The following is a 26,414-nucleotide window of genomic DNA, read 5'->3' as shown; positions in this document are numbered from 1 at the left end:
GTACATTACAGAAAATCCTGCTGCTTTTATAATTTATTTTTAGTGATTAAATATTGAATTTCGAAACTTTATGGTTAGTTGCCAGAAAAAATTTATGATTGGTAAACAATTCTATAAGGTCTTGAAGGGGAATTTACAGGTGAGGCAGCTTTTACTAATACAGTTTGTCCATTTGATGGAATCCTATTTTTAAACACATAAACTCTGGTTTCTCCGCCTGGGGCACCACGTCCTCTAGAAGCTTTTCTTGGAACGATATTTCTTTCGTTATTTGGATCAAGTATCCAATGAGAATACCATAGCTGTCGTAGAAACTGTCTATTGGTACTTTGAGGGCGTTCATCAAATACACAGTGATTAATTTGCCCTGTCCAATATAAGTATCGACCATTAGAAATTCTCCATTCGTTACCTGATCGGTATCTAATTCCTACACATTCTCCAGGATAAATAATATTAGGGATGTTATAATGATTAGCCCTTTGGCAATTAGGGTCGTTATATCCATTATAAGGTGTTACCCTGACCATTTGTATCTGATTCCTTCTAAAATAAAGATATTGTTGAGTTACTTGTCCTGTAGAACTATCAACAGCCAAATGACTAAGAAGAATACCATAATAAGATTGAAGTTTTGTAGTATCTATACTTGTAGTGACATTTAACGTATTAGAAGTAGCATTTATAACGCCACCTACCAACCTTCCATTATGAACACAATATCCATTTCTACATGAAGCGCCACTGCTTGCTCTATATAAAACTCCTACACAAGATCCACGGTTTATTATTGCCAATTGTTTTCACCTCCACTATAAGAGATTTTATGATTCGTTTGAAATTATCGTCCCTACATGTCTCTAGGACCATAGCGATACTGCGGTTCTGTTTGGTAATAATATCCACTTCTTACTTGAGCAATCCAATTTTGAAATATCTCTCTCCATTCAACTCGATTAAAGAACTCATCAAGTGGTTTGGTAGAGTCCCATTCGATGATCTGGAATGGAGTGACAGCTGGATTCCATACGCCTACGCTATTGACTCCTTTTTCTTTGATGAGCAGGAGAGGTAATCCTCTTTGATAACCCATACTAGGTTCTATTTGTAAAAAAGGAGCGCCTTCCCATGATGGTTGTGGTAGATTTTCTCCTGTATTTGTTTGTGTATAATTAGCAAAAACTTGCTGCATATTGACTGCAATTAATCCATAACTTGAGAGCACCAATCGTCGTACGTTTGTCAATGTTTTTTCAGGATATTGCTCTGTATCGGGTAAAGTACGTGGAAAAAGTAAAACATTCTCAATTTCTCGAATGAGACGTCGGAGAAATCTCGATTGAATAGTATTAAGAGAGGAGGGGTGGCTCAGAAATACAGGTATTCTAAAAGCCATGTCAGCTGCATTATCGATTCCATTTTCCTCTTGTGCCTCCCTATATTCCTTTTGAGAGTTAGGGTAACGCTCATTTAAATAATAATTGCCATCTCTAGAATTGTAGTGAGTGTAATATTTTTTGATTGTAATCTTCCTTTCTTCATGAACTCTCTATATTTTATTCATTTTTATAAAAAAGAAATGTGTGCTTGTCCAAGGTCTTTAGTAACATTTTCACTTAGCTTTTTCAGAGTTAATATTATAGGTTAAAAATTTATAGTTAAAGCAAGCCATAATAACGGTTAAATTATCTTGAAAGTGTAGTAAGTTTGTCCAAGCAAAAATACATAATTAAGCATTTAATATACTAGAGAATTCAATGCATAAAAGATAAGGATACACCATTCTTTTAGAACCTGACATTATAAACAATCAGCACTAATCCTGTTTGTAATAATCTGGGATTGTTAGGTTTACAAACTCTCTTACAACATACAAAATCAAAGGAGCATACGGAGGAATATCTGTGAGTATATTGGTAACCGGAGGAGCTGGATACATCGGGAGTCACACTTGTTTTGAACTCCTCAATGCCGGCTATGAGATTGTAGTAATAGATAATCTTTCTAATAGCAAACCTGAATCATTGAAACGGGTATCCGAATTAGCTAAAAAAGATTTCAAATTCTACAATGGAGATTTACTTGATGAAAAAACTGTAGAGAAGGTTTTCTCTGAAAATAAGATTGACGCCGTTATTCATTTTGCTGCACTAAAAGCTGTTAATGAATCAATAGAAATTCCCCTTCATTATTATCATAATAACGTCACTGGGACCTTAATTCTTTGTCAAATAATGAAAAAACACAATGTTAAAAAACTAATATTTAGCTCATCTGCAAACGTTTATGGAATACCAAAACATGTACCAGTTACTGAGGATTCTCCACTAGGACCAATAAACCCTTACGGACGAACAAAATTGATTATTGAGGGAATTTTAAGTGACTTATATATTTCAGATCATAATTGGAGTATTAGCCTTTTGAGATACTTCAATCCAATTGGAGCGCATGAAAGCGGAAGGATAGGGGAAGATCCCTCTGCCATTCCAAATAATCTAATGCCCTATATTAATCAAGTTGCGATAGGAAAAAGAGAAAAGGTTAATGTATTCGGCAAAGACTATAATACGCACGATGGGACAGGGATAAGGGATTACATTCATGTTGTAGATTTGGCGAAGGGGCATATAAAAGCTTTAGAGAGAGTTCTTGGAACTACAGGCATTGATGTATTTAACCTCGGAACAGGAGTTGGATATAGTGTAATCGACCTTATTAAGAGTTACGAAAATATAACATCTCAAAAAATTTCGTATAATTTCACCCACCGGAGAGCTGGAGATATTGATAAATGTTATGCAGATACGACTAAAGCTAAAGAAATGCTAGGATGGCGACCAAGCAAAAATCTCAGCGATATGTGTCGAGACTCCTGGAATTGGCAGAAGAACAACCCAAATGGCTATATAGAATAAAACCTTTAATAACTAAAAATATAATTCAAATTATTCTCTGACTTCATTTACAAAGTTTGTATTTTGAAGTCGTTTTTTTATTTATACATATCTTAATAATTGTTTTTTAAGAGAGAACAATTTTCTATTAAAGATTATTTTGTATAAAATCAGGCCTCCTTATGCACGAAATTACTATTATATCCGGTTCTAAATTGTAACATCTTAGTTGTTAGCCTAATAAAATGTAAGGTTAATTTATGTAAGGAGGTAATACAATGGCTTTTCCCTCAAACAGCCAATTTCAGCCCATATTGATAGGGGATCAACCTATATTTGATATGGTAGGGGACCAATCTCCTGCTTCAACTGACCTCGTAGGCAACACGCAATTTCCTGCAGCATTCTTTGCATATGATGCAACAAATGTTTATTTTAGAATTCGTGTTAATGAGGATCCGAGAAACTCCAAATTAACCGGATTTGCGAATTATGGTTGGGGAGTACTTATTAATACTTCGGGAGATTCTGGAGTCTATGACTGGCTTGCTAATATTAACGGGCTAGATAATACTATAAATTTAATTAAAAATACGACACGGGTTTATAATTCATGGAATGATCCTGCAGAAGGAACAGATGGACGTGGAGCCCCCAATTTTTCGCGTCCAATTGTCAATTTTGATGTAGCTCGAGCTACATTAACCAATGATGGATCAAATTTTGGTGGAAACCCTGATTATTTTATAGATTTTCAATTCCCAGTTGCAAATTTTTTCTCACTTCTTGGAATTACCGCTTCAACTCCAATTGGATTAGTCATTTTCACTTCTACAAATGCAAATAATTATAATAAAGATTCTTTACAAGCTGGTGAGAATTTTCAATTTGTTCAATCAATAACAAATCCAACTCCCCCAACAGCTGTAGATGTTCGGGCAGCTTTGACTGTAACTAAAACGATTACCTCCGGTCCAACCTCTCTCTTAACAGGTTCCTTAACAACATGGATCCAAAGGATAACAGTAACAAATACAGGCCGAGATATAGCAAGGAGCGTAGTCGCAAACGATGTCTTTGGTATCGATCAGCTATCAAGTGTAAGTAATATTACACCTTCAAGTGGTTCTGCTACTCTTAATACGACTAATAAGACATTGACATGGAATATCGGCAACCTCACTGCGGGACAGAGTGTTACGCTAACTTATACAGTGGTAGGGACATTTTCTACAGCGGGCACAAGAAGGCTAAACACAGTTACTGTTTCTGCCACTGACAACTTTACCGGCTCTCAACTGACTCCGGTTACGGCTGCTAATGACGTAACGGTAGCTGCAGCTGCAGCAATCACGGGAAAGGTAACCTCTGGGCAGACTGGTTTACCTCTTAGCGGAGTTACTATAGAACTTCGCAACCAAAGCAATGTATTAATATCTACAACTACAACTAACACGGAAGGAAATTATAGCTTTATCCAACTTGCTGCAGGTACCTACAATCTAAATTTTGCAGCTTCAAGCTTTATTATAGCAACGCGTACAACAACGATTACTGCTGGACAAACGCAAAGTTTAAACGTGATTTTACAGCCTCAACCTGGAAATGTTACAGGCACCGTATTATCTCAAGATGGAACGCCAATAAATGGAGCAACAATTAGATTAATTGATCAATTTAACACTGTTATTACGACAGTTACAACTAATACTCAAGGACAATATACAATTCCCAATGTTACTCCAGGACAGTATTCAATAACAGTAAGCGCGTCAAACTTCCAATCACAAAGCCGAGGGGTCACTATTAATTCTGGGCAAACAACTGTTTCAAACTTTACTTTAATCCCTTCACCAGGAACAGTGACAGGAACAATTACAAGTTCTGCAGGTACACCAATTGAAGGTGCTGTTATAGAAGTACTTGATTCAGGCAGTAATGTGATTTCGACCGCAACTTCAAACGCCCAAGGACAGTATACAATCAACCAACTTGCTCCTGGCACGCTCCGATTAAGAGCGACCGCTCAAAACTTCCAAACTTCATTACTAGGTTTTACTATTCAAGCAGGACAGACGACAACTCAAAATATCGTCCTTCAAGCATCTCCTGGCACTCTGACAGGTACTTTAACTGATGCCCAAACAGGTAATCCTCTTATAGCGGCATCTGTAAACGTGGTGAATCAAGCTGGCGTTACTATTGCAACAGCCACGACCAATGCCCAGGGACAATATACTATTGCAAATCTAGCTCCTGGGACCTACACTGTAACATTTGGACAGCAGGGGTATGCAAGTCAGACCGTCGGCACAGTTGTTAGAGCTAATACAACAACCACACTTTCCACAGCTTTAAACCAAAATGTAGGTGTTATCACTGGAACGGTAACAAATAATGAAGGTGCTCCTCTTATTGGTACAGTTATCAATGTATTTTTAAATAACAACTTAGTAGCCTCTGTTAACACTAATGAAGCAGGAACGTATACCATTCCTAACTTGGCTCCAGGCAATTATACAGTAAATGCACTCTCGCAAAACTTTCAATCTCAAGTAAAGGGAGCCCAGGTTTCTGCCTTTCAAACAACGACTGTCAATTTTACTCTTATTCCTAATCCAGGTGTTTTAACTGGAACAATTATTGATACAAATGGTGATACAGTTTCAGGGGCAGTTATTAACATAAGAACTAATACTGGAGGAGCAGTAATCGGAAGTGCGGCAAGTGATCAAAGCGGACTATATACCGTCCCTAATTTAGCCCCTGGAACCTATATAGTAACTGCAACAGCTCCTAACCTTCAAACTTCAAGTCAAGGTACTACTATTCAATCTAATCAGACGACTACTTTGAATTTCACGCTTGCATTTAGTCCCGTTACTGTTACTGGAACAATTCTAAATCAACAAACAGGAGAATCAATTGCAGGTGCACAAATACAAGTGCGAGTCTTAGATGGAAATGGTGCCGTTGTTGCAAATGTATTAGCTAACCAGCAAGGTGTTTTTGAAGTTCCTCAACTTGCTCCAGGTACCTATACTATTTTTGCAACGGCTCCTAATTTCCAAACAAACTTTGCATCCGTGAACGTGCTTCCAGGAAGTCAGCCGAACATTCAGATTTCGCTTATCCCAAGTCCTGGATATATTACTGGGCAAGTTGTAAATATAATAACAGGCGATCCTATTGGTGGTGCCACAATAAGTGTGGTTAATCAGAATAACGTCCAATTACAGACTGTTTTAACAGATAGTCAAGGAAATTACACAATTGAAGGCCTACCACCTGGAAGTTATAACATCGTAGTAAGGGCCACAGACTTTCAATCTAATGTTACAGGTGCAATTGTTTTAGCAGATGCTACCACAACTGCGACTATAGCTTTATCTCCTTCACCTGGAACTATTATTGGAAACATATCTCCAAATCAGCCGAATACAGTTGTTCAACTTTATAATACGAACAATATCTTTATACAAAGTACAATTGCAGATAATAATGGAAACTATCAGTTTCTAAATCTAGCTCCTGGTAGTTATATTGTAAAAGCACAAAGTCCTAACTTTATAACTCAATCGGCAGGGGCCTTAGTTTCCTCAAATGTAGCAACCACGGTGAATCTTATACTCCCTCCAAACCCTGCATCTATTGCAGGAGTTGTTACGGATATAAATGGAAATGAAATTCCCAATGCAATAGTTCAGGTTCTAGATGCAAATGATACCATTATTGGAACAGCCGGAACGGATAGTAATGGAAATTATTCAATCGGAAATCTCCCACCAGGTTCTTTTACTACTGTGGTAACTGCGCCAAATTTCGGTAGTCAAATTGGCGGAATTACCCTACAACCCGGCGATGTCATTACAGACATAGACTTTAGTCTCGTTCCTAATCCTGGTGGAATCAGCGGCCTTATTACAAACGAGACAAATGGAGAACCGTTAACAAATACAAGTGTTATAATTCGACAGACTGTTGGATCAGGTACTGCCATTGCTACTGTTACTACAGATTCTTCAGGAAACTTTTTAGTTCAAGGGCTTGCGCCTGGCAGCTATACTATAACAGCGTCGTCTCCAGGATTTGGCACAAAGACTGTAGGCGCATTGGTTACTAGTGATTTAACATCGACAGCTAATATCAAACTCAGTGAACTACCTGGCTCAATTCGTGGGCAACTCATCGATTCTGCAGGAACCGCGATTAACGGGCAGAATTTACAAATTCGACTTCTTGATCAAAATGGCGTGCTGTTACTCACAGAACTTGCTCAACCTGATGGAACATTTGTATTCTCGAATATTACCCCCGGTAATTACATTCTTAATGCTACAGCTCCTGGATTTCAGGCAAACACAGTTGGTGTTCAAGTTCTCAGGGACCAAGAGACTTCCACGTTTGTACCACTTAAACCTTCTCCATCAATATTAACAGGGCAGGTCATTAATGAACAAACGCTTACAGGTATACCTGGAAGCATTATATCAGTTATTAATCCGAATACCGGGCTGTTAGTAGGAAAAACAACATCAGGGCAAGATGGAACATTTATTCTAGAAGATTTGCCAGCAGGTCCTTTTATAGTAACGGGAAATGCACAAAATTTCGGAACAGATTCTAAAGCGGTTATTTTAAATGCTAGTCAGACAACAAATACAACCCTTACGCTTACCTCTAATCCTGGAAGTGTTTCCGGTTTTATCGTTAATCGTATTAATGGGGAACAACTCCCAGCTGCAAGTATTCAAGTATTCGATCAAACCGGCGCAGCTGTCGTTTCAGTTGCATCTGATCCAACAGGAGAATTTCTTGTTTCCGGTTTGGCACCTGGGCAGTATACGGCAATAGCCACTTCACAAGGGTTTACAAGTGGAACTATCAGCTTTACGATTATTGCTGATACACAGTCTATCGCAAGCTTTGCTTTAGAGCCAAATCCATCGTCTATTACAGGGCAGGTCATTGATATAACAACTGGCCAACCAATAGTTGGTGCTGATGTTATCGTTCGTCAGTTCACTTCTACAGGCCCTATTATCTCTACTACACAAACTGACTCAAATGGATCTTATATACTTTCCAACCTCCCACAAGGTAGTTTTACTGTCATTATTATTGATCCGGACTATAGTTCTCAGTCATCGTCCGTCACACTTACACCTGGGGCAACAATTAATCTTAATTTTAACTTGCAACAATTACCTTCAAGCATTCAAGGAAATATTATTAATCAAGACACCAGTGAGCCACTAATTAACACTCTTGTTCAACTCATTGACAATAATGGAATTTTTATTACACAGGCTCAAACAGACATTAATGGTTTCTATCAAATAACTGGTTTTAGTGCTGGCCAATATACACTATCTTTTATTAATCCACTATTCCAATCCCAGACAGTAAGCTTTATTTCTGAACCGGGTGAAACGTCTGTGGTAAATGTAGAATTAGTTAGCAATCCTGGAGCTATAACAGGGCAAATATTTGATTCTCAAACATTAGCTCCACTCATTGGTGCATCAGTTCGTATTTTCCCTGCTTCAAGCTTAACCCCTATTGCTACATTAGTAACGGATAGTACAGGTCAATATTTTTTAACGGGTTTATCTCCTGGAGCGTATACTCTCACTGCTTCATTTGGGACCTATGCCTCTTCGTCTACTGGTATCACTGTACTTTCCAATCAAACAATTTCATCAGATATTATTTTGACTCCAGATCCATCAACCGTTTCGGGAACTATTACATCCGACACTGGATCTCCTATTCCAAATGCTACTGTAAGGATACTTGATCAAAATGAAACCGTACTTGCCACAGTCGTTACAGATGAACTTGGAAACTATTCTGTTACTGATTTACCACAAGGAAATCAAAAGATTATTGTTACTGCTCCAGGGTTCGCCACTCAACTTGGAGGGGTCACTTTGACTCCAGGTCAAGTAGCAACAGGCACTGATTTTGTCTTAACAGCTAATCCTGGTAGTATTACTGGGCAAATAGTGAGTGCTTCCACAGGCACGCCAATTGTAGGAGCAATTGCCATTGTCAGAACTGTTGCTGGTATCTCTGTAGTTGTATCCTCAACGGCAACCGATGAAGTTGGAAATTATACCGTAACAGGTTTAAAACCCGGCTCTTACACAGTCACTGGATCTGCTACTGACTTTGCTCTTAATACCGTTGGAGCAATCGTAGTCAGTGATCAAGTCACGCAAGCAAATATAACTTTATCTCCTCTGATGGGAACGATTTCTGGAAATATAATTGATATTCAAGGAATTCCAGTCACAGGCTCTAATATTCAACTTCGGGTATTTGATCAAAGTGGTCTATTGCTTCAAACATTAGTCGCACAGTCTGATGGTTCTTTCTTAATAAATAATTTACCGCCTGGATCATACCAATTAACCATCTTAGCACCAAACTTTGAAGCTACTACGGTTGGGGCCGTTGTGACTGCTAATCAAATTACAACGCTTACTGTTCCTCTAACACCGAACCCGGGAACGATAAGCGGTCAAGTCATTAACGAAGTAACAGGGGACGCGGTTACTAACGCCATAGTATCTATTACCAAAATTAATGGTCTACCAATTGGTAGTGCAGTCACGGATAGCAATGGAAACTTTTCTATTCTAAATTTGCCCCCTACCACTGTTACTGTTTCAGCAGTAGCACCTGATTTCGGTTCATCATCTCGTTCTGTTATTTTAACTTCAGGAGAGACTGTTACTACTACGTTAAGTCTGGCACCAAATCCTGGTACCATAAATGGGATCATTACAAGCGAGCAAACTGGAGAAATCACCGCCGGAGCAACTGTCCAGATATTTGATTTCACTTCTGGACTTGTAGCCACTGTTGTTTCAGATAGCAATGGCTTTTACCAATTTGCAGGTCTTACCCCGGGTCTTTATCAAGTAGTTTCCAGTGCCGACAATTTTGGAAGCAACATACAAGATGCTCAAGTGTTCTCAAATCAAACAACTATTGTTAATTTGAGTCTAGCTCCAAATCCTGGTTCTATTTTTGGTACAGTAGTGAATGAGCAAACAGGAGAATTTATCGTTGGAGCAACTATTGTTGTTCGACAATTTTCACCTACTGGACCTATTGTGCAAACAATAGCAACAGATAGTAGCGGCCAATTTACTGTTTTAAATCTTGAGCCTGGTACGTATACAGTAACAGCTTACAATCCAAATTTTGGAGCACAAAGTGCTACCGCATTAGTTCAATCCAATGTACTTTCGACTGTTTCACTTGCTTTAACACCGAATCCAGGAACAATAGAGGGACAGATCACTTCCATCCAAACCGGTACACCGCTTGTGGATACACAAGTTCGCGTTATTGATAATAACGGAGCTTTAGTAGCAGTGATTCAAACAGATATTAATGGAAACTATAGCCTTCAAGGATTAAAACCTGGCACATATACAATTGTATTTTTAAATGCTGTCTTTCAAAGTCAAACATTTGGCTTTAGGGTAGGAGCAGGGGATTTATATACGCTTAACGCTGCCTTAGAACCAAATTCTGGATTTATTACAGGGACAATTTTTGATATTCAATCTGGTACTACTTTAGCAGGGGCAGCAGTGCAAGTTTTCCCTTCACAAAGTTTGATTCCAATTGCAAGTGCAGTGACAGACCAAAGTGGTTCTTACAACGTACTTGGCTTGGAACCAGGAGAGTACACTGTCGTTGCTAATGCCCAAAATTACGCAAGAGCAGTCGTAGGTGCTACCGTATTTTCAAATGAAACAACAGTCGCAAATCTTCTTCTGCTGCCTAATCCGGCAACAGTAAGTGGAACTATTAGTACACCTGATGGAATTCCTATCCCTGGAGCTATAATTCGAATTGTTGATCAAAGTGAAAATCTACTTGGGACCGGTATTACTGATCAAAATGGCCTTTTCACAATTGGCAACATCCCTCCAGGATTCCAAAATGTTATTATCTCTGCTGATGGATTCAGCAATCAATTAATTGGCATTACTCTTGGTCCAGGTGAACTAATAACGGATTTCAGCTCGCAACTTACACCAAATCCAGGATCCCTTGATGGAATAGTTGTTAATGAACAGACAGGAGAAGCAATTGCGGGTGCCAATGTTATCATTCGTCGTGCAGGTGCTACCTCTATTATCGTTGCTAACACAACGACGGATTTGCAAGGAAACTATCGGTTAGATAACCTTTCACCCGGATCCTATCTAGTAACAGCTACTGAGCCAGGCTTTGGAACAAACACAGTGGGAGTAATAATTATTAGCGATACTGTAGCTACTGCAAATGTTTTATTAACTCCACTCACTGGTTCCGTTACCGGTACAGTGGTTGATCCACAAGGCAATCCAATTACGGGTAACAATATTCAAATTCAAGTATTTGATCAAAATGGAACACTTCTTAAATCTCTAACAGCGAATAATACCGGTTCGTTTACAATATTAGATCTGGCGCCAGGGTCGTATGGATTAACGGTTACTGCACCTAACTTTGCAACTAATACATTAAGTGCAAATATAGTGTCTGAACAAACTACAGATGTGACTGCTGTTTTACAACCAAATCCAGCTTCAATATTTGGGCAAATTATTAACCAAACTACAGGAGAGCCTGTCGGCGGAGCCATGGTAACAGTTACTTTGCCGAATGGAATTGTTGTTGGAGGCACAGTTACGGATCAAAATGGTTCATTTGTTGTGAATAATTTACCATCTCAAACGCTTGTTATTTCAATTACGGCTGATAATTATGGCAGCAGTTCTCAATCTATTATTCTTACTCCCGGTCAATCAACCGAAACAAATATTGGTTTATTACCTTCTGTAGGAGTACTAAGAGGAACTGTATTTAACGAACAGACAGAACAACCTATTGCCGGAGTAACCCTTGAAGTCTTTGATTTTACAAGAGGGATGATCGCTACAGTTGTGACTGATACGTTTGGATTCTATGAAGTTCCTAATCTTTTTCCAGGTTTATATCGTTTGATTGCAACAGCTAAGGGTTATGGTGCTATTGTTCAAGAGGTAACTATAAGTGTAAATCAAGAAACAGTTTTAAACTTCTTCTTGCCACCTGACCCAGGTACAATTCAAGGAACAATTACCAACCGTCAAACAGGAGAACCACTTTTAGGCGTCTCTATCATTATTCGCCAGTTTTCACCTACTGGACCAATTATTGCGTCCCTGTCAACAGATCAAAACGGGCAATTTGTTATAAATAACTTAGCACACGGATCATACGCGGTAGTTGCTCTCGATCCTGATTTTGGAAGTCAAGCTGCTTCCGTTTTTGTGGAGTCAGATGCTGTTTCAGCGGTTTCTGTTTCTTTAGTTCCCAATCCCGGTATTGTTCAAGGAATAATTAGCAATGAGCAAACGGGTGAGTCTTTAACTAATGCATTTGTACGGGTTTTAGATAATAACAGAGTGATTATACAGGAGGTTCAAACTGATACAACAGGAGCCTATAGAGTAGAAGGGTTATCACCGGGAGAATATTTATTAATTGCTGTCTCGCCTAATTTTCAAAGGGAAAGTGTAGGATTTATCATTGCGTCAGGAGATATTAATGAAGTTAATGTAGCCCTCCAACCAAATCCTGGTTTTATCAGTGGAAGAGTTACTGATAATCAAACAGCATTACCATTAGACGGAGCTACAGTTCAGGTTTTCCCTGCTCAAAGTCTTATTCCTATTGCCAATGCAGTTACCAATCAGATTGGTACGTATCAAATTCCTGGTCTTGCACCAGGCGAATATATCGTAGTTGCCACTGCACGTGACTATACGCGTGCTGCCACGGGAGCAATTGTGCCCGCTGATCAAACGACGAGGGCAGACCTTCAACTATCATTGAACCCTGCCACTATTAGTGGAACAATAACGGATTCACAGGGAAATCCCATTGAAAATGCCACTGTAAGAGTCATTGACCAAAATGAAACAGTATTAGGAACAGCCTTGACGGATCAAAATGGAAATTACGTAATTAGTAATTTACCACCTGGTTCTCAAACTATTATTGTCACTGCTCCCACCTTTTCAAGTCAAGTTAGTGGAGTCACTCTTGGCGCTGGTGGTTTAGAAAATGTAAGCCTTGGACTCACTGAAAATCCAGGAATTATAACAGGCCAAATTACTAACGGACAAACGGGAGATCCTATAGTAGGTTCGATTGTTCTCCTTCGTACTAGTGGAGGGATTGGCTTAATTGTCGGATTTGATATTACCGATGAAAATGGTACGTATTTTATTACCGGTGTAGCTCCTGGAATATATACCGTATTGGCAACTGCAAATGGATTTGGTATTTCAAACGTTGGAGCAATTGTCCAAAGTGATATCACAACTAATACCGATGTTGCTCTAGTACCAAATGTGGGGGCAATCACAGGTGTCATTACAGACTTACAGGGTAGTCCTATTCTCGGAACAGACACGCAAATTGAGGTATTTGATCAGGGAGGGACTTTATTAAAGACATTACTTGCCCAGTCGGATGGGACATTTGCAGTACTGGATTTACCTCCAGGCAGCTATAACTTATTAGTGACAGCCCCTAATTTTGCAGCTCAAACTACTAGTATAGTGATTGTTTCCGATCAAACAAATGAGTTAAATATTTTACTAACACCTAACCCAGCATCTATTAAGGGGCAAGTCCTTAATGTTGCGACAGGCTTGCCAATCAACGGTGCGATTTTAACAGTAACGGACTCTAATGGCATCGTTGTTGGATCTGGAACAAGTGGCTTAGATGGCAATTTTACAATTAATAATTTGCCTCCCAATACTTTAATTATTTCAGCAGTAGCCCAAACCTTTGGAAGTGATTCAAAAGCCGTCATCCTTACACCAGGAGGAGAAGGAACAACGACACTTACTTTAACGCCAAATCCCGGAATCCTTCAGGGAACAGTTATCAATCAAAGAACCGGGCAAGTAATACCTGGAACTACTTTACAAATTTTTGATTCAACAAGAGCTCTTGTTGTTACCGTACAAACAGATCAGAATGGATTTTATCAAATTCAGACTTTATCACCAGGTTCATATCGAGTGATTGCAACTATACAAAATTTTGGTTCAGTATCAGGAGACACTCAAGTAAATCCAGAGGCTGTAACGGAGTTAAATTTCACACTTCTTCCTAATCCTGGAACAATTACAGGGGTAATCTATAATGAGCAAACTGGTTCGCCTATTGCAGGGGCAAGTATTGCAGTACGCCAATTCTCTCCGGTAGGCCCTATTATAGCTACCACTACAACTGATTCTCGAGGCCAATTCACTGTTCTTAACCTCACGCCAGGGGCTTATACTATTGTTGTCTCTGAACCAAACTTTGGATCGCAGGCCTCCTCAACCTTAGTGCAGTCAGATCAGGTATCCACTGTCTTAGTAAATTTACCTCCAAATCCCGGAATCATTCAAGGTGTCATTACGAGTGAGCAAACGGGGCAACCTATAGTAAATACACTTATACGAGTAGTTGATGTTAATGGGATTACGATTGCTGTTACCCAGACGGACATTAGCGGAAATTTCCAAGCGCAAGGATTAGCGCCTGGAACATATAGCCTTATAGCTACAAATCCTGAATTTCAAGGCGAAACAGTTGGCTTCTCAATTGAACCGAATCAGACCATTACTCAAAATATTTCATTAGCCCCTAACCCTGGAATACTTACTGGAACAGTAAGTGATTTACAAACAGGTGTGGCTTTGTCTGGAGCAGTTGTACAACTATTCTCTACAGGAAATCTTATTCCTATTGAGAATGCAATTACCAATCAAAATGGAAGTTTCATTGTAAGAGGTCTAGAACCTGGAGAATATAACGTGTTAGCCAGAGCTACAAACTTTGGTTCTGTAGTCGTAGGAGCTACAATAACACCTGGAGATACTACAAATATTACAATATCATTAGCTCCTCTATCTGGGTCTATTTCTGGGCAAGTTACTGATTTTTCAGGAAATCCCCTCTCCAATGCTACATTACGCTTACTTGACAGAAACCAGAATGTTGTTGGAATTGGAGCAACGGATATCAGTGGTGCTTATACAATTAGTAATATTGCGCCTGGAACGTATATCCTTGTGGCATCAGCACCTGGATTTGGAACAAGTAACCAGGGAATTACCGTTGGACCGGAACAATTTTTAACAGGTGTAAATATTCCTCTTGAAGCAAACCCAGGTAACATTACGGGGCAAGTTGTCAGTGGCGCTACTGGTAATCCTGTTATTGGAGCCACTGTAACAGTTCGTAGTCTTCAAGCTGTTGGTGGAATAGCGGTGCAAGTCGCAAATACAGACCAACAAGGGAACTATGTGGTTTCAAATCTTAGTCCAGGATCTTACTCTGTCACAATTAACCAACTAGGATTTGGACTACAAACAAAAGTAGTTACAGTATTTAGTAACCAAACAACAAATGCAGATTTCACCCTTATTTTAGATACAGGAAATATTTCAGGTTTGGTAAGCGATACGAGTGGAAATCCGATTACAGGATCGAATATCTTTGTCCGTTTATTTGACGAGAATCAACTCCTGATACAATCAATAACAGCGTTACCTAACGGTACATTTACCATTTCAAATTTAGCACCAGGAGCTTATTTCGTCAGTGCAGAAGCTCCTAACTTTGGAGTGAACACTGTTTCTACCGTAGTTGTAGCTAATCAAACTGCCAATGTTACCATTCTATTAACACCAAATCCTGCTACAGTAACAGGGCAGGTATCAAACCAGCAAACAAGTACGTCACTTAAAGGTGTTTCAGTTACAGCAGTAGTAAATGGGCAGATCGCGGCAAATACTGTAACAGACCTTAATGGAAACTTTCAACTTACCAACCTACCATCAGGGGAAGTTACTATTATAATATCGACACCAAACTTCGCAACAGAGACACAAACGTTAACTCTTACACCAGGCGAAACAGTATCTACTGATGTGTCTCTTACTCCTCTTCCAGGCACAATTACAGGTATTATTACTAATGAGCAAACAGGTGCCCCAGTTCAAGGTGCCATCATTACAGTTCGCCAATTCTCACCAGCTGGACCTATAGTGACAAATACAACAACTAATACTCAAGGACAATTTTCAACAATTAATTTACCACCTGGAACCTATACAATAATTGCCGAAGCAACTAGTTTAGGCACTACATCAGCTACAACTGTTGTCGTTCCTAATACATCTTCAACAGTGAATATTGGGCTTGCACCTAACCCAGGAACTATTCAAGGTACAATAACGGCTGCGGGCACTGGATCGCCAATTCCAGAGTCCAGAGTACAAGTGATTCGAAAAGATGGAACAATTGTTAATGAGGTAATAACAAACGAAGCTGGTTCCTTTAATATCACAGGTCTCACACCGGGTTTTTATACGTTAGTAGTTACAAAGTCTATTTTTCAAGGAAAGACTGTAGGATTTCAAATTTTCTCTGATCAACTTACCACTGTTAACGTTATTCTTCAACCAAACCCTGGTACATTGACAGGAAGTGTTACCGACTCATTTACAGGTAGACCAATTTCCAATGCATCTATTCTTGTCTTTCCGTCCCAGAGCCTAACACCTATTGCGCAAGCAGTAACCGACCAAGCTGGTTTATATACAATCGCAGGGGTAGCTCCGGGCGAGTACGAAGTTGTAGCTGCAGCTACGAATTTTGCTAGACGCGGCACTGGGGCTTTAATTCTTTCAAATGAGTCAACAATCGCAAATATTCAATTGTTCCCAAATCCTGCTACAGTTTCAGGAACAGTCTCAACTCCCGAAGGTGCACCAATTTCTAATGTATCTATTCAAATTCTGGATCAAAATGAAACAGTCTTAGGAACCGGTATTACTGATCAGAATGGAAATTATGCTATTTCAAATCTACCTGAAGGTACACTAACAATCATTGCCTCATCCTCAGGTTTCGCAACTCAACTTACGGCAGCAACAGTAACAGCTGGACAGATATTATCAAATGTAAACATACAACTTAATCCTCTTTCTGGAAATCTTTCTGGAAAAATAATTAATAGTGTGACAGGGGAACCAATCATCGGAGCAATTGCTATAGTACGTACGATTGGTGGAACAAATATCGTAGTCTCAACTGATACTACTGACACAGATGGAAATTACTTTATTGCTGGCCTTTCTCCTGGAACCTATTCTGTGGTTGGATCAAGTACAGGTTTTGGAACAGTGACGATAGGAGCAATTGTTCAAGCAAATCAAACGGCTACTGCAAATCTAAGCCTTCCTCCTCTAACAGGAACAGTAAGTGGAACTATAACGGATTTAAGAGGCAACGCTATTACGGGTTCAAATACTCAGATTCAAGTATTTGATATAAGCGGTATTTTACTAAAAACACTTCTTGCGAATGCAGATGGGACTTTTAATGTTATTGATTTAATTCCTGGAACGTATTTAATTCAAGTAACAGCCCTAAATTTTGCCACAGCCATTGCCAGTGCCAGTGTAGCAGCTGAACAAACTACAAATATTATCGTGCCACTCACTCCCAATCCTGCAACCGTTACGGGGCAAATTATTAACAAACAAACTGGGGCATCTTTGTCTGGTGTAATTGTAACTATAACAGATCTTAACGGTCTTATTCTTGGTAATGCTGTAAGTGATATTAACGGCCAATTCATCATCCGGAACCTCCCTCCAAATACAGCAGTAATTACAGCTACCGCAACGCAGCCTGGTTTAGGCTCTGCTTCTACATCTGTCCAACTTGGCCCTGGTTCTACTAATAATGTGACACTTTTCTTAACTCCAGAAGTAGGCAGTTTAACAGGTACCATTCGGAACATCCAAACCAGCGAAACAATTGCAGGGGCTACTGTCCAAGTATTTGATTTCACAAGAGCTCTTGTAGCTACACTCGTAACAGATCAAAATGGCCAGTATCTTTTAGAAAATATTACGCCTGGAACTTACAGAGTTCTTGTATCTAATCAAGGTTTTGGAACACTTGCCCAAGAAGCAGTCGTTATCGTTAACCAAGAAATCATTTTAAACTTCAGTTTAACACCTAACCCTGGTACCATATTGGGAACAGTCCTCAATCAACAAAACGGCCAGCCACTCGGTGGAGTAGGTGTCGTTGTACGACAATTCTCTCCAGCAGGACCAGTGGTCGCTAATTCAGCAACAGATGGAAATGGAGTATTTACAATCCCTAACCTTGCTCCTGGCACTTATACTGTAATTGCAACACTTCCTAATTTTGGAACTAGCGCAGCATCAGTTGAGGTAATTACTAACTCTTCATCAACCGTTAAGCTTGCATTAACGCCTAATCCGGGTGCTGTTCAGGGAGTAGTAACAAATGCAGCATCAGGTGCGCCTTTACCAAATACGTTTGTTCGTGTAATTAATAACAATGGAGTTATTGTAGCGGTTATGCAGACCGATCCTAATGGCCAATATAGAGTACAAAATCTTGAGTCAGGAACTTATGCAATGATTGTTATTAACTCATCCTTTCAAAGACAAACAATAGGATTTATGGTAGCTGCGGGGCAAACAAATATAATTAATGTACCGTTAGAGCTAAATCCCGGATCAATAAATGGTACTATTACAAATGCACAAACAGGACTCCCTCTCGCTGGTGCTACTGTTCAATTATTCCTTTCTCAGAGTTTAATACCAGTAGCAAATACCGTAGCGGATGAAGACGGTGTGTATGGCTTTAATGGTCTTGAACCTGGTGACTATATTGTGACAGCTAACTCCACAAGTTTTGCGCGCGGCGTGCTTGGTGCAACAGTCTTGCCAAACGTTCAAACAACAGCAAATATCTCGTTACAGCCTAATCCGGCCTCAGTTTCAGGAACAGTTACGGATCAAAATGGTAATCCTCTATCGAACGCGACAATAAGAGTCGTAGATGAAAATGAAACAGTCTTAGGCACAGGTGTTTCGGGTTTAGATGGAGCTTATGCAGTAGGTGGATTGCCACCTGGAACGTATGGAATTATTGCTACAAAAACTGGATTTTCAACTACTACAAGCGGTTTAACGTTGATTGCAGGGGAGATTCAAACAGGAGTTAATTTTATTCTTTTAGCTAATTCAGGCACACTAACTGGAATTGTCACTGATTCGTCAACTGGAACCCCTCTACCTGGCGTAACAGTTACTATCCGAAATATTCTAGGATTAGTAGTAGCTACCGCCTTTACCAATGTAGACGGCCGTTATATGATTCAAAACCTTGCTCCAGGGGAGTATAACGTTTCCTTTTTTGAAAATGGATTTGGCAACTTTGTGTTAGGAGCACAAATCACTACTAATATAACAACAGTCCTAAATACTGCTCTTTCACCTCTAGTAGGAACCATCCAGGGTCAGATATTAAGTGAACAAGGAATACCAGTTACAGGAGAAAGCATTCAAGTAAAAATCTATAACGAAAATTTAGTATTGATCCGAACAATTCTTTCTAATTCTGATGGAACATTTAATGCCCTTGACTTATCACCGGGAACCTATTTAGTAAATGTAACGGCCCCTGGGTTTGCTTCTAATACTGTGTCTGCTATTGTCCGTGCCAATGAACAAACATTAACTACAATTAGATTGGGGGCTCTACCGGCAACATTAACAGGTAAAGTCGTTAATGCAGAAAATAGAGAAGGAATAGCTGGATCCCTGATTGTGATTACACGTTCAAATGGTGTGGTTATAGGAACTGCCATAAGCGGAGAAAATGGAAGCTTTTTAATTTCGAACCTACCAGCTGGCTCATTTATTGTCACAGCTCAAAATCAAAAATTTGGAACTTCCTCTATCGGAGTTACTTTAGTTGCTGGGGATACAACTACAACACTTTTATCATTGTCACCTAACCCTGGACGCCTATTAGGGCAAGTCACAAATGAATCAACTACAGTACCAATTCCAGGTGCTATTATTCAAATTTTTGATCAAAACCGTTCTTTTGTCACTTCCGTTGTAACAGATGCTCAAGGGGCTTTTACTGTGTCAAACCTTTCTCCTGGACAGTATACAGCTGTTATAAATGCTGTTGATTTTGGAAGTGAGTTTAGAGAATTTATGATTAATGCTGGAGAAGTTACAGTCATTTCAGCAAATCTTTCACCAAATCCTGGAATAATCCAAGGAACGGTAACTTCCGTAGAAAGCAGCCAACCAATTTCGGGTGTCAGTGTTGTGATACGCGCTTTAAGTCCTGCAGGTCCAATTGTTGCTACTACGGTAACTGATCAAAATGGGTTTTACCAGCTAACAGGTATCGCGCCTGGTTCATATACAGTTATTATTAGTGGACCTCCTACATTTGGTTCTGAAACCATTTCAATACTGCTTGATTCAGGAGAGGTTGAAACTGTGAACCTTACACTCAAGGCTCTTCCAGGGTCCGTTCGAGGTAAAATTACCGATGAAGCAGGTATTAGTCTTACTAACGCTCTAGTACAGTTATTCGATGAACAAGGTTCGCTAGTACGTCGAGTCCAAACAGATAATAACGGAAACTACTTTATTAGAGGCTTTACACCAGGAACTTATAAAATTACAGCAAGCCAACAAAACTTCCAAAATGCATTCACTAATTTTAACGTTGAGCCTGACGAGTTAGCTACTGTGAACCTTGTACTAGTATCAAAACCAGGCAACATTAACGGCACTATACGCAATGCTGTTACAAATCAATCCATTCCTGGTGCAATTGCTCAACTTTTTCCAAATCAAAGTTTAACCCCTATTGCAACCACAGTAGCTGATCAACAAGGAAACTATCAATTTGTTGGATTGCAGCCAGGGAACTATACAATCGTAAGCTCGGAATTTAATTTTGCAAGTGCTTCATCTGGAAGCACCGTTATTTCAGATCAAACAACTACTACAAATCTATTTTTACAACCAAATCCTTCCTCTATTTCAGGTATTGTTACAACCACTGAAGGCACACCAATTAATGATGCTTCTGTTCGCATCTTAGATCAAAATGAGACTATTATTGGGTTTGGTGTAACGGGTCCCGATGGACGGTATGCAATTAGCAATATTCCAGCAGGAACGTTTACAATTATTATTTCTGCTCAACTATTCCAATCACAGTTGTCCAGCATTACCTTAAATCAAGGGGAATCTCGACAAGATGTTAATTTCACTTTACTTTCAAACCCTGGATCAATAACAGGTACAGTCACAAATATAAATGGAAATCCTTTAGCTGGTGCCGTCATTACCGTCCGAATTTTAGAATCTACAGGTATTATTATAGGATCAACTGTAACTGATCAAGGAGGCCATTACCAGGTTAATAGCTTAGCTCCAGGCTCATACGCTGTAACAGTGAATTTGCCAGGACTTGAAACAAAAACGGCAGGAGCCCTGGTACAATCTAATACAACAACTATTACAGATTTTGTATTAACAGGCCTCACAGGTTCAATAAGTGGCGTTGTTTTAAATAATTTGTCACAACCTATTATTGGATCTAATGTTTCAGTTTCATTGCTTAATCAAAATGGTATTCTAATTTTCACAACAACTGCAAGTTCTGATGGAACTTTCTCCTTCTTAAATGTTGAACCTGGAGACTATATTATCGTTGCTTCTGCTTCCGGTTTCATTAATGGTACAGTTGGAATTAATGTAGAAGCTGATAGAAACGTGTTTACTACCCTTTTATTGCAATCAAGTCCAGCTAGAGTTACTGGTCGAGTAATTAACTCAGTTACAGGTGAAGGAATACAAGGAGCATCTGTTACTGCTACTTCCAATGATGGGGAAGTTATTGCTGTGACAACCACTAGCGAGGATGGCTTCTTTACTATTCAGAACCTTCCTCCGGGATCTATAGTTATTACAGCTAACTCAGTAGGCTTTGGCGCTGATTCTAAAGGAATTATTTTAGAATCAAATATTACGAGTACTACTACATTGTCCTTAAACCCATCGCCTGGTTCTCTAATAGGTTCCGCCATTGGTGAAAATGGGCAGCCCATTGTAAGAGCAACAGTTCAAGTATTTGACATCACAAACGGCCTTGTTAGTACAGTAATAACAAACAATTTTGGTCAATATGCTATCTCCGGACTTACTCCAGGAAATTATCGAGTCGTATTTAGTGCTCTTGGATTTGAACGTTTAGCTGCTGGTTCTACAATCATTGCAAATGAGACGACTATATTAGATGTTCAATTGGATTCATTATTTGCAACGATTTCAGGAACAGTTATAAATGCTCAAACTAGCACACCTATTGCTGGAGCCTCCGTAACGATTCGCTATCAAAGTGCTTCTGGTCCTTTAGTGGTGACCGCACTTACTAACTCATTAGGGCAATTTGTGATCCAAGGTATTACTGAAGGTGAAGTTTCTGCAGTGGCTACCGCATCGGGTTTTGGAGCACAAGGTCTAAGTGGAGTTGTAGTTGCTGGTCAAACACTCACATTTAACTTTCAGCTTCTACAGCAATCTGCAATAATTCAAGGAAATGTAACAAATAACACTACAGGGGAAGACTTAACTAATACTAGAATCCGCGTTATTAATAACTTAGGTGTAGTCATTGCCACAACACAAACGGATATTAACGGTAATTATTTCATTCCAGATCTTTCACCTGGATTCTATCAAGTGGTTGCACTCAACGTGAGTTTTGAAGCACAAACACAAGGTATCACTCTTGTACCAAATCAAGTAGGAATTGTAAATTTCTCATTATTAGGAAACCCAGCAACATTGAGTGGAAGAGTTATAGATGCCGAAACAGGGTCACCTATTGTCGGGGCACTTGTTGAAGTATTTGATGCTTTTGGAGTACCAATTGCATTTGGATTAACGAATCAAAACGGTCAATATATTATTGAAGGGTTACCTCAAGGCTTATTAACAGTTACTGCATCAGCACCTGGATATACTTCAATAACTGAACAGATTGAATTTGCGCCTAATCAAAAAGTCGAAAAAGATTTCTCCTTAACACGTCCTTCTCCAGTTTTAGGTACGATCGCAGGTCAAGTCGTAGACGCTTTAACAAATACACCTATTTCAAATGCCCGTATTGACATTGTAAATAGCCAAGGCCAACTTGTTACTTTCGTATTTACAAACGAAAATGGCCAGTATGTGGTTCAGGGGTTACCGTCAGACACTTATACAGTATTTGCTAGTGCTACTAATTATGTAGATCAGCAGCAAACAGCGCTCATTAGAGAGGGTGAATTTGTATTTGTTCCTATGAATTTCCAACTTGTTCGCGTTAATCAGTTTGGAACAATTACCGGCCAGGTAACCAACTCGGAGACTCAGCAACCAATACAAGGAGCCTTAGTGGAAGTTTTGAATACTCAAGGAAAAGTGATTGCCACCATCCGGACCGATAAAGATGGGAACTTTACCATTAGAGGGTTGTCACCAGGCAATTACGCACTCCGTGTATCTGCTGAAGGATTTGCTCCATCTATTAAGCAAGTAGTTGTAATGGCAGGAGATATAACTTCAGTCTCAGTTTTACTAACCCCTACTTCAAATGTTGGCAGTATTTTTGGGAGAGTAATTAATAAAGAAACCGAGCAATCAATACAAGGAGCTCTAGTCGAAGTTTTAAACGGTCAAGGAGATGTAGTTGCAACTGATCGTACAGACAGTTTTGGTAATTTTACTATTAGAGGATTGCTGCCAGGCACTTATCCACTCCGTATATCCTCTAAAGGCTTCATACCACAGACTCAACAAATAACTATAGTAGCAAATAAAACTACAGAAGTTAATGTATATTTAACTTCAAACCTAATTAGTATTATTGGAACTGTTCTGGATAAAAAACTTGGAATACCGCTAGCTAATATTCTTATTGAAGTGTTTAATGATCAAGGAAATCTTATTGCTAGTGCCCTAACTGATGCTAAAGGTAAATACACAATATTTAACTTACCAGCAGGTGTATTTACGGTGAAGGCTAGTTCTAATAATTACGTTTCAGAATCGAAGGTTGTCAACCTAACATCAGGAGAGACTGCAGTAGTCAATTTTACTCTTATCAGAAAACAAAGATTTCCTTGGCCAATACCCATTGATCCTCAACTAGAAAATCCGATTCAAAAAACACCTCAACAAAGAAATGTGGTTCAAGAAATATTAGATCAATTATTTGAGATAAGTACAAATATAACTTCAATCTGGATAAAAGATTCCTACAGAGTTAAAATTCAATTAACAGAGACGCAAACTGCTACTTCACTCCACCTAAGCTTGCAATTAGTAATTTCATTCGTGATCAACTCCATATTTGATGATATAAATGTTAATGACTATTCTAGAGAAAACAGCGACAGTAAAAGATCTAATATAGAGCAAATAACTAATAAAGAGATTACTATCGACAACTCTAAGGACGTTACAATACTAATTACAGACACAGAATTTATATTAAGTATTGAAATTTTGCTACAAATACTTTTAGTGTTGCTAGTACAACTTGATGTTATCTAATCTATAGGGAAATATTTTTAAAATTCCAGTTTTAAACACAAGTAAAAAAGCTAACGAATTTAGTTAGCTTTTTTACTTTTTTTTATTAGATAGGGACATTTAAGATAATCTTTAAACAACTAGTTGCTTTGCCCAGTTAGAACCAACCATTTTATCATTATGGAGATTTGATTCAAGAATTTGAACAAAAAAATTAAGTCTGAATTTACTTTTCTCATTTGACTCTTAATTTCTTGAGGGGGTTAACAGCCGAGATTACTATAATTTTCTTAAACTCATGATTGTATCTTTCACCCGCACATCTACGTTCCATTTCAGACAAATACCCTCAAAAAAATTATAAGGATTTAATTAAATAGCGTCTATGCAACTATAACAACTCCACAAAATAATGGCAATTATTATTTTATTACATATGAAGGTTAAATTTATTAATAATATCTTAACTTTTTCATAAATTATCTAGATGAAATATTTATTAATTGAATAGGAGTATTATTATGAACACTCAAATAGAAAAAAACAGAAGAGAATTTGAAAATTCAATGAATAGAATCCAAAAATCACCACAAGACTTGAATACCCAAATGTCAATTGCAAGGGAAGCAGCTACCAAAGCATGGCTTGCGCATCCAGGATTTTACTTTCACAATCAATTAGAAGAAGAGTTACTTTCCTTAGGACAAAAATTTAAATATGTACCTAATAAAAATGTAACTCTAAAAAAAAACACCACAAAGACTTGCTATTTACATGTATTAACTACAGCTTATCCAACAGGTGGACACACACGTTTAGTGGAACGTTGGATTAGAGCACGAGCTCATTACAATGAAGTTCACTCTATTATTATAACTGACCAAGGGCTCGGAATACCCTCTTGGCTTTCAGAAGCTGTTCAATTAACTGGTGGTAATTTAATTATTATTCCTTTAGGTTTAAGTGTAAGTGAACGATCCCAGTTTTTGAGAACTGTTGCATATCGTTGGGCAGATAGAATAATATTGCATATACATCCTAATGATTCAATTCCTCTTATAGCTTTTGGAAATACAGAAGGGCCCCCAGTTATATTTTTAAATCATGCCGATCATGTATTTTGGTTAGGTGTAGGTATTTCAGACCTAATAGCGGACCCCAGAGTTCCGGGCCAAGAAATTTCGCTATCTAGAAGACAAGTTAAACAATCAGAGATATTACCTTTACCATTGAACAGTAAACAATTACTTTCAACTAGCCAATACAAAAAAAAATTCGGAATTAACGAGGACACGGTTGTTTTGCTTACAATTGCCTCTGCATTTAAATTTATTCCATTTGGTATATTGAATTACATGAAGGTGATGACTAATATTATAAACCAATGTCCAGATGTAATTCTATATGTGATAGGAGCTGATAAGAATAATGAATTATGGCAACAAGCAATAAGTGCTACAAATGGAAGAATTATTGTTCAAGGAGTATTAGAGGATATTGAAGACTACTACGGAATAGCGGACATTTTTGTAGAAAGCTTTCCTATGAGTTCACCAACAGCTGCCTTAGATGCTGCGCTATATGGGGTGCCCGTTGTTAGATCTCCTAAACCTCTATCCAATATTCTTACTATAGAATATTATGATGGAATGAATCAAAATGCGTTAAGCCTTAATGAATATAGCGAATATCTAATAAATATTATTAATGATAAGAAATTAAGAGTAACCCAGACAGAAAGGCAAAGAACAGCTGTTTCAGCAAAACATATAGGGAAGGGGTGGAATGATTATTTAGATAACCTATTGACAAAGATTCCTTCCAACCATTCCATTGGTTTTTCAAACCAGATCCCATCTAATATAGATTACACATATGATGAAATAAGAGCACAAATGCAACTATTAAATGGGGGAGGTTAACACTCTTTATTTTTGAAAGTGAGGGATAAAAAATTCATAAAATTTTAGAATGGGATTCTAACTTTTTTGGATTTAAAGTTGCT

Annotated in this window: 5 protein-coding genes; 3 read left to right on the top strand and 2 right to left on the bottom strand. The window is 38.6% G+C overall.

Annotated features, from left to right (window positions below; all coding sequences use genetic code 11):
• Positions 1-92: 92 nt before the first annotated feature.
• Entirely contained in the window at positions 93-797 is a 705-nt protein-coding gene (locus ACFX4W_RS04995) for a hypothetical protein (protein ID WP_377559082.1), read from the bottom strand.
• Between the two features lie 53 nt (positions 798-850).
• A complete protein-coding gene (locus ACFX4W_RS04990; protein ID WP_047749683.1) occupies positions 851-1,396 on the bottom strand; it encodes a hypothetical protein in 546 nt (181 codons plus the stop codon).
• Positions 1,397-1,904: 508 nt separating this feature from the next.
• Between ACFX4W_RS04990 and galE the strand changes: the two genes are divergently transcribed.
• From galE to ACFX4W_RS04975, 3 genes are all read left to right on the top strand, one after another.
• Positions 1,905-2,918 (top strand): UDP-glucose 4-epimerase GalE, encoded by a 1,014-nt coding sequence (galE, locus tag ACFX4W_RS04985; protein WP_377559080.1) that lies wholly within the window; start codon positions 1,905-1,907, stop codon positions 2,916-2,918.
• A gap of 257 nt (positions 2,919-3,175) precedes the next feature.
• Entirely contained in the window at positions 3,176-24,430 is a 21,255-nt protein-coding gene (locus ACFX4W_RS04980) for a carboxypeptidase regulatory-like domain-containing protein (RefSeq protein WP_377559078.1), read from the top strand.
• Between the two features lie 500 nt (positions 24,431-24,930).
• A complete protein-coding gene (locus ACFX4W_RS04975; RefSeq protein ID WP_377559077.1) occupies positions 24,931-26,331 on the top strand; it encodes a glycosyltransferase in 1,401 nt (466 codons plus the stop codon).
• Positions 26,332-26,414 lie beyond the last annotated feature (83 nt).

The sequence above is a fragment of the Priestia sp. YIM B13489 genome (genome assembly GCF_042787645.1).
Lineage (GTDB): Bacteria > Bacillota > Bacilli > Bacillales > Bacillaceae_H > Priestia > Priestia megaterium.
Note: the sequence above shows the minus strand (reverse complement) of the source record. Positions and strands in the feature narration are given on the sequence as shown.

Bases quoted from the DNA above. Each gene is read 5' to 3' on its own strand.
- ACFX4W_RS04980 (WP_377559078.1), top strand. From the start codon at position 3,176: ATGGCTTTTCCCTCAAACAGCCAATTTCAGCCCATATTGATAGGGGAT.
- ACFX4W_RS04990 (WP_047749683.1), bottom strand. From the start codon at position 1,396: ATGGCTTTTAGAATACCTGTATTTCTGAGCCACCCCTCCTCTCTTAAT.
- ACFX4W_RS04975 (WP_377559077.1), top strand. From the start codon at position 24,931: ATGAACACTCAAATAGAAAAAAACAGAAGAGAATTTGAAAATTCAATG.